Genomic DNA, 1,321 nt, shown 5'->3' on the forward strand with positions numbered 1-1,321 from the left:
GTATTTAATCAATCAAGCGATCAATGAGAAGTCACTTCTCGGAGAGCGGAGATTTGCAATAAACCTGACAGCTAAAGATATTATTGACGGTGATATTGTTGATTATATCTTCGCTTTGATCGACCAAGGTGAACTTGAGACAGAGCAGATAAAATTGGAATTAACAGAATCTGATTTAGTTGAAAGTGTCGCTCTTGCTTTAGCGTCCACCACGAGGATATGCATGCGTGGTATTCCCCTGGCGATTGACGACTTTGGAACAGGTTACTCTTCACTCAAGCAATTAGATGACCTGCCATTTTCAGCACTGAAACTGGATATCGACTTTGTGAAAAACATTCAGAGCAGTCGTTCAAGCCATGCCATTGTTCGCGCTACTCTCTACTTGGCTCACTTATTAGAACTGAGTACGGTTGCTGAAGGGGTTGAGGATCATTCTCTTTGGATGGACATTCGTGAAATCAGTAATGTCGACACATTGGTTCAGGGCTATTTTATCGCTCGTCCAATGCCTGCTCGTAAACTATTAGAGTGGAAAGAAGACTGGGACAGCAAAATTAAAGAGCTGAACTTAATTAAAGAAATTAAATAAGCGGGCTTTGAACATAACGGTAAATTTGTTTAGTGAATGTGTTCGCTATTAAATATGAACAAACGTTACCATCAGCCACAACCAGCGCTAATGAAAAAACCTTATGCTATTGTCTCGCTATATCAACATTAAAGTACAGTTTATTGTACTGCTCTCAATAATATCTCTTAGCCTAGCTGCCATTATCTCAATAAATGTCTTTATTCATAATGATAATAGTCAGCGCCTAAAGCAGTTAGAGTCAAGTTACTACCCTGCACTTGAGCATGCGACGAAAATATATTCTCTTTTACCTAACGTGAAGCAACAGTTCGAAGCTGCTGTCGTGATGGAAGATGAGCAAGCTCTCGATTTTGCACGTCAAATTTCTTCTGAACTGCAAGTTGAAGCGAGTCGTGGTGCCGATGTTTTACCTTCACAAGCGACAGCTTTTAATAAACTGTCACAACAACTAGCAAGGTACACGGATTCTGCGTACGCGCTGAGCGAAGATTTTATTAATCTCAATGACTCTTTCGAGAGCCTGACCTCCAGAGCGAACCAACTTAGCACTGAATATGATTCATTAGTTGCGTTAAGCGAGACGTTACGTGCATCCGCGAGTCAGAAGGTCGTAGACACTATCTTGCACTCTGAAAAAGCCGCAAACGACGCTGCGAATCAATCTATTTGGTTAGGTGTGTTCTTTTTGATCTCTGTGATTTCGGTTGGTTACGCAATATTCAAATC

Annotated in this window: 1 protein-coding gene and 1 pseudogene; both read left to right on the forward strand. The window is 41.0% G+C overall.

The window, feature by feature from the left end; all coding sequences use genetic code 11:
• Positions 1-592, forward strand: a 592-nt coding sequence (locus AB4496_RS26130) for an EAL domain-containing protein (protein ID WP_372132803.1), incomplete at its 5' end; no start/stop codon positions are given.
• 103 nt (positions 593-695) lie between these two features.
• A pseudogene (locus AB4496_RS26135) lies at positions 696-1,321 on the forward strand (methyl-accepting chemotaxis protein); the annotation flags it as partial.

It is taken from the genome of Vibrio sp. 10N.222.46.A1, assembly GCF_041473595.1.
Classification (GTDB): domain Bacteria; phylum Pseudomonadota; class Gammaproteobacteria; order Enterobacterales; family Vibrionaceae; genus Vibrio; species Vibrio tasmaniensis_A.